The sequence below is a fragment of the Sulfitobacter litoralis genome, from assembly GCF_900103185.1.
Classification (GTDB): domain Bacteria; phylum Pseudomonadota; class Alphaproteobacteria; order Rhodobacterales; family Rhodobacteraceae; genus Sulfitobacter; species Sulfitobacter litoralis.
Window position 1 is genome coordinate 1 of the sequence record NZ_FNJD01000047.1, and the last position, 6,052, is coordinate 6,052.

General features: G+C 53.3%; 4 protein-coding genes and 2 pseudogenes. 3 read left to right on the forward strand and 3 right to left on the reverse strand.

Annotation, left to right across the window (positions count from 1 at the left end; translation table 11 throughout):
* A pseudogene (locus BLQ98_RS17865) lies at positions 1-236 on the forward strand (IS5 family transposase); the annotation flags it as partial.
* Positions 237-385: 149 nt separating this feature from the next.
* Here the strand turns inward: BLQ98_RS17865 and BLQ98_RS17870 are convergent.
* Complete coding sequence (locus BLQ98_RS17870; RefSeq protein ID WP_167354584.1) at positions 386-1,027, reverse strand: TorF family putative porin; 642 nt, start codon at positions 1,025-1,027, stop codon at positions 386-388.
* An 812-nt stretch (positions 1,028-1,839) separates the two neighbouring features.
* Here BLQ98_RS17870 and BLQ98_RS17880 point away from each other — a divergent pair.
* Positions 1,840-3,165: an APC family permease gene (locus tag BLQ98_RS17880; protein WP_093734532.1), complete on the forward strand. Its 1,326-nt coding sequence runs from the start codon at positions 1,840-1,842 to the stop codon at positions 3,163-3,165.
* Positions 3,166-3,218: 53 nt separating this feature from the next.
* On the opposite strand, the gene BLQ98_RS17885 is transcribed toward BLQ98_RS17880, so the two are convergent.
* The gene (locus tag BLQ98_RS17885) at positions 3,219-3,584 is read right to left on the reverse strand and encodes an ion channel (protein ID WP_244148487.1); all 366 of its coding nucleotides are present in this window, start codon (positions 3,582-3,584) and stop codon (positions 3,219-3,221) included.
* 51 nt (positions 3,585-3,635) lie between these two features.
* Here BLQ98_RS17885 and BLQ98_RS17890 point away from each other — a divergent pair.
* Positions 3,636-4,357 (forward strand): annotated as a pseudogene (locus tag BLQ98_RS17890) (IS6 family transposase).
* Positions 4,358-4,656: 299 nt separating this feature from the next.
* Here BLQ98_RS17890 and BLQ98_RS17895 read toward each other — a convergent pair.
* Complete coding sequence (locus tag BLQ98_RS17895) at positions 4,657-5,760, reverse strand: porin family protein (RefSeq protein ID WP_093734533.1); 1,104 nt, start codon at positions 5,758-5,760, stop codon at positions 4,657-4,659.
* Between the last annotated feature and the right edge of the window lie 292 nt (positions 5,761-6,052).

Below are 6,052 nucleotides of genomic sequence, written 5' to 3' on the forward strand. Positions count from 1 at the left end.
TACGTGACCGCCATATCGCCGACGTCGCAGCCCGCGGGCGGATGGCCTGGCAGAAAGCCACTGGCTACAACCAACGCAGCCGGGGCGAAACCCTCATGGGCCGCTGGAAGGTGGTTATTGGGCCAAAGCTAAAGGCGCGTACCTTCGAAAATCAGAAAACAGAAGCCAAGATTGGCGTCCGGGTTCTCAACTGGATGACCGGACTTGGCCACCCAAGCTTTGAACGTACCGCCTGAATTCCGTCTCGGGTAGGGCGCGCTCTGAGTTGCAGTTGATCTATGCAACACGGCCCATAACCGACATGGATCATCAAATTTTGACAGCGCAAACCAAAGCGACGCGTCCAGCAAAAGCCGGATACGGCGCTTTGTCCGTCTTGAAAAACTTAGCGCAGGCTGAACTCGGTTGTCAGCGATACAATCAACAATCCGTCACTGATACTGGTGTCATGCCATGACGCGTCAATGCCAAAGTTATCGGAGATCGCATAGCTGCCACCGACACTCCAGTAGTCGTGCCCCCCATTGCTGATCGTGCCGTAGTTGGCTGAAGCACCAAATTTGTCATCTAATGCGTAGTCGATCGAGACGCTTGAGTTAACGTAATCCGCAACGGGGTCATGCGCAAACCGAAGGCCGACATCCAGCGGATCCAGTACGGAGTACCCCAATGACAGGATGACCTCTCCGCAGCAGTCATTGCTCGGGTTGCGATAATAGTATCGGGTATATCCCAGATCGTAGCTGAACTTGCCGACTTCATTGCGATAGCCCAGATAGAGGTCCACCTCAACAGAACTGCCAACAATTGATCTGGCAGTGTTTGACGCCCAGACGCCTGCATAAAAACCTTCGTACTCGGCCTCCGCCCAAGGCTGCAACGCCGCGCCAGTAGTCTGTTCAATGCCGTTGAAAACATATCGGCTGGTGAGGGTTGCACCTGCGGACAAACTTAACTCCTGAGCCATTGTCACGCCGGGTAAGCCCAGACCGATGACGACGGCGGAGGTCGCAAAAATATAACGCATCATTTCTCCTTACTGAAAGATTTTCCTGCTGCACTGTAACGACGCAAATCCGCCCGCCGGAAGCAGGGTGCCCGCATTTTTGTAATACCTGCTTCAATTTTGAACACCGTGACGGGCTGTTGCCCAAAATTTACGCGATAAAAACGGGCAACGATTATTCCACTGTAACGAAGTGGCGGTGATGGCGTCTGATATATGTACCCTTAGTATCAGGAGGCCCATATGGACCGCACAACGACCCAAACCGATAAAGCCCAAGTTGAAACTGCGAAAGGCGGCGGATGCTGCGGTGGACATGAAACCCGCACAGATTCTGAGGTTCAGCCTATATCTCAGCCATCAGCTCAAAAAGCGCCTGTCGCCAAATCAGGCGGCTGCTGTTGTAGTAAGTAGAACTGAGAACGATTGGTGATAGGTACGTTTCCAAAACCGAAGATGAGCGGCAGAAGTGTACTTTGACGCATCTGCCGCTCACGTTTCCGCCGGACGGGTCGAAGTTTCTCACTCTTGCTCGTCGTTAGAGGCTGATTAGCGGGTTACTTTTCGATAGGGAGGCATCCAAATGGCTTTGCTTCCATATGGATTTTCGGCGGCAGAGAGCGTAATTCAGATAGGGATCTGCGCCATATTCCTGTGCCACATCTTGAGCCAAACCTTCAGGCCAAACTCTCTTATCTATATGATAGCTATGTGAGAGGCTTGATGCGGACCACCTGCCTTTAAGGCCCTGAAAGTTGAAAACGCGGGACTAGACCGATGGATATTAAGGTCTGTTAAACACCTGAAATGAATTGAGAATGAAAGTATTATAGATGGATCACCAACACAGTGACGACACCGAGAACAAAGGCTCTATCAGCCTGAGCGGCGGCGTGGCGATGGGCACCGGAGTGATGATCGGTGCCGGAATCTTTGCGCTTACGGGTCAGATCGCGCAACTGGCTGGGCCACTCTTTCCGTTATCGTTTGTTGCCGGTGCAATTGTCACCAGTTTCAGCGCCTATAGTTATGTCAAAATGTCGAACGCGTTTCCATCTTCGGGTGGCATCGCGATGATCCTGCAAAAAGCGTACGGACCGGGCGCAATTGCCGCGGCTGCGGCGCTTCTAATGGCGCTGTCGATGGTGATTTCCGAAAGCCTCGTTGCGCGGACCTTCGCTACCTATGTGCTGCGTCCGTTCGACATTACCGGCGGCCCGCTGGTGCCCATACTCGCTGTTGGGGTTATCCTGTTTGCCTTTCTCGTCAATATCGCAGGCAGTCGCTCGGTTGGGTTGTTGTCGCTTATCATGGCGGTGGTCAAGATTGGCGGCATCGCACTTTTTGGTATTGCAGCACTTTGGGCCAGCGGGTTTCAGTTCGCAGCAGCAAGCGAGGCATCTCCCGGGTTTGATATCACCGGATTCATTGCGTCCGTCGCACTTGCCATTCTGGCGTTCAAGGGCTTCACCACGATCACCAACAGCGGCGGAGAGATCACTGATCCGCACCGCAATGTTGGCCGCACGATTATGATCTCGATCGCGATCTGTGTTGTTGTTTACTTGATTGTGGCCTTTGCGGTTGGATCAAGCCTGACGATAGACCAGATCGTTGCTGCCAAGGACTATTCTCTTGCTGAGGCCGCAGCACCCGCACTTGGTAACGCGGGCTTCTACTTCACTGTCGTGCTGGCAGCTGTAGCGACAGCCTCGGGGGTTCTTGCCAGCGTCTTCGCGGTCTCGCGGATGTTGGCCATGCTTACAGATATGAAAATGATCCCGCATCGGCATTTTGGCATGTCGGGGCCGATCCGCAGTCACACGCTGGTCTACACGGTCGTTATCGCCTCCATCCTCGCGGTCTTTTTCGATCTGACAAGGATCGCGTCATTGGGCGCTTTCTTTTATCTGGTGATGGACATGATCGTGCATTGGGGGGTTCTGCGGTTTATGCGCAAAGAGGTGAAGGCAAATGCTTCGATCATCATCCTGGCGCTAGTGTTTGACGCTATCGTGCTTGTTGCCTTCACGTCTATGAAGCTACAGTCCGATCCTCTTATTGTCCTGTACGCAGCCGTCGCGATCACGGCAGTCTTCGCGTTCCAGCGGATATATCTGTCGCGCTGGACTGCGCAACAGCCAAGCGAAGAACACTAGCCCTCCCCAAACAACAGGCGCTTCCGGCGAGCAGGTGCCGGGTGTTCCCTTTTTCACTTTTCTGGATCATCAGGCTCGGCGCAGGGAGGCCAATCCCAAAGCCGGTTCATCATCGCGAAAAGATATGCACCTGACCAGGCAATCAACAACAATCCGGTCAGCGCCTCGACGCCCGTGAGAAAGCGAAGATGACCTGTCGGGAAAATATCGCTTAGGCCAAGGGAGGTATAGCTGACGACTGAAAAATAGAAATAATCTAGCACCGTATCAACGCCATCACCGGAGAACCCCCCGATGTTCAAAAGTTGGTGACCGATGCCAAACATGCATGCAAAGATAACTATTCCGGCGAAATGCGCCACAAACAGGATCAGCACGGCCAGCATAACACGATTGAACGGTTCCAACGGTGTTGTCACGTTAACGGGCCTGAGGTTGCTGGTTCACCGATCTGGGCGTAGGCGGTGTCGATGCAGACACAGAAGATCAGCAACAAACGCCACCGATTTCCGCCACCGATCATCGCGCATGTTGTCTGGCTCTACGTCCGGTTCAACTTGAGCCTGCGCGAGGTCGAGGATCTGATGCTGGAACGTGGCGTGGACATTTCGTATGAGACGATCCGGCGCTGGATCGTCAAGCTCGGCCCCCTGATCGCCCACGTTCTACGGCGACGGCAGCCGCGCCCCGGCGATGTCTGGCATCTGGACGAAGTCGTTGTGAAGATCGCGGGCCGGTCATACTGGCTCTGGCGCGCGGTCGACCAACACGGCGTTGTTCTTGAGGAAATTCTCCAATCGAGGCGAGACAAGCGCGCCGCAAAGCGGCTTTTGGTCAAGCTGATGAAGCGTTGGGGCTTCGTGCCGAAAAGGATCATTACGGACAAACTGCGCTCCTATGGTGCCGCAAAGCGCGAGGTTGCGCCTGGCCTTGATCATTGGTCACACAAGGGACTCAATAACCGCGCAGAAAACAGCCATTTGCCTTTCCGAAAACGAGAGCGGGTGATGCAGGGTGATGCAGGGTGATGCAGGGTTTCCGATCACCGGGTGGATTGCAACGGTTTGTCTCTATGCAGTCCGCAACTCGTAATTCCTTCTCCGTACCAGCCCGCCGTCGTTCCGCTCTTACTATCCGCTACCATCGGCTCGAAGCGTTCGAGGTTTGGAAGGCAGCGGCCAATGTTGCCTGATCTGCGACCGGCTTGCCAACTTGCCAACTCGGCGAGTTAACGTGACAACACCGTCAGACAACTTCCGCGTCATCACCCACGAAAACTTTCGGGTCTTGAAGTAGAGGCGGTATAACACTCAAATAATATTTGCCGTTGTCAGCGGTTGCGCTGCGTTCGCTTACGAGGCTGCGAAACGAACGGTTAGCTCAAATGCCCCGCCAATATGGATATGTTTTTTGGCGGGGCACGTCGTGGATGTCAGTTACTGGGCTAAGCTCGCATTTTCAGTTGCGGTTTATTAACCAACACCACTTTTCTCAGAACTTCCATCGGCTGCCAAACAGGACCGATGATGCGTCGAGATAGCTATCTGATGAGTCACTATAACTGTATTTGCGCACCACCAAGTAGGCATCCATATTCGCGTCTTCGATCCTTTGGACGACCCCGAACCCAACGCTCCTCGATTCTGAATTTTCCATCACAAAGTCACTGCCGTTGTAATAATCAACAGCAATAGAAGTTGTCCCAATTGGAAGCCAATCTGCGATATACCCAAGTTTTGCGAAGCCATAGCCTCCATCATCTTTGCGGCTTCCGGCAGCAAGAGTAAGGTTGACGCCGGATGTATGCAGGGCGCTGATGGAACCGAATGTATCGTCACGATCGGCCCCGTTGCGTGTTCTGCGTGCAAACCCTAACGATCCTGCAACCTTTACGTCCCCGATCTCGTTTTTATAGCGCAGTGCGATGTCAGCAAAGATGTCGTCGTTGTCGGTCGAAAGGATGTCTTTGCCGTAGGCCGCTGAAATTGAGAAGTGGTTCAAGCTCGGGCTGTCGTACCGAATTCGACCGCGGCGCGTGGAATCGAGACTCCCGAACGTATCGTCGATTTCGATACCGGAAAGCGCACCAGATGAAGTGCGAAACTGGTAGTTTCCCGCAACAGTATCAAGGCCGTTGTACATTGCGGCCGTGGTGCCAGACAGATCAGTTTGCGCCACGCCATCGGATGCCATGCTGCCCTGACCGAAGGAGAAAGTACCGGCTTTTTCCGTCTCAAGACTGACTTCAAGTTTGCGTACTGAGGTTCGGCGCCAATCGAGATTATCAGGATCGCCAAGCTGACTAAAATTTGACGACTGGGCAAACCCCAAAGCCGTCAGAAAATCAAACGTCAACACGGATGCCCCGAATTCCTGAGCTACAGTTATGCCGGCGCGGCTGTTTGACACCTCGTTGTCTACCAGATTGCCATAGCTGGCGACGCCGTCATTGAATGAGAGATAGCCCGGACTCAGCTGACCGTAGAGTTTGACTGTACCTCCTGTGGCATTGGAGTAACTTAATTCGGCAGCAGCAGGCAGTGCACTCAGGACAAACACTGCGGCTAAAGAGGGGGCGAGCGACTTGGTTGGCATTTCGTTTCCTTGAAATTTAACAGCTTAGTTTAGGCAATTTGCCCGTTAGATATCGATGCAATGTGACAGTTGTGTAGCGCTTGGTTCTGCTGGTTAAAAAAGATTTTGGCGCGCAACGGTTTGTCTCTGATCAGGGGAGCGTTTAATCTTACTGTTTAAGTAAGGAAAGGGGGGTGTGTGATTTTCTGATTATTTTTGGGCGTTGTTGCAGGGACCCCCGGTCGGCTGATATTGGGTGCGTTCTGTTCGTTTCAGGATGCTGTAAATGCCGTACAAGTTCAACGCCGATCGG

Bases quoted from the DNA above. Each gene is read 5' to 3' on its own strand.
- BLQ98_RS17870 (WP_167354584.1), bottom strand. From the start codon at position 1,027: ATGCGTTATATTTTTGCGACCTCCGCCGTCGTCATCGGTCTGGGCTTA.
- BLQ98_RS17880 (WP_093734532.1), top strand. From the start codon at position 1,840: ATGGATCACCAACACAGTGACGACACCGAGAACAAAGGCTCTATCAGC.
- BLQ98_RS17895 (WP_093734533.1), bottom strand. From the start codon at position 5,760: ATGCCAACCAAGTCGCTCGCCCCCTCTTTAGCCGCAGTGTTTGTCCTG.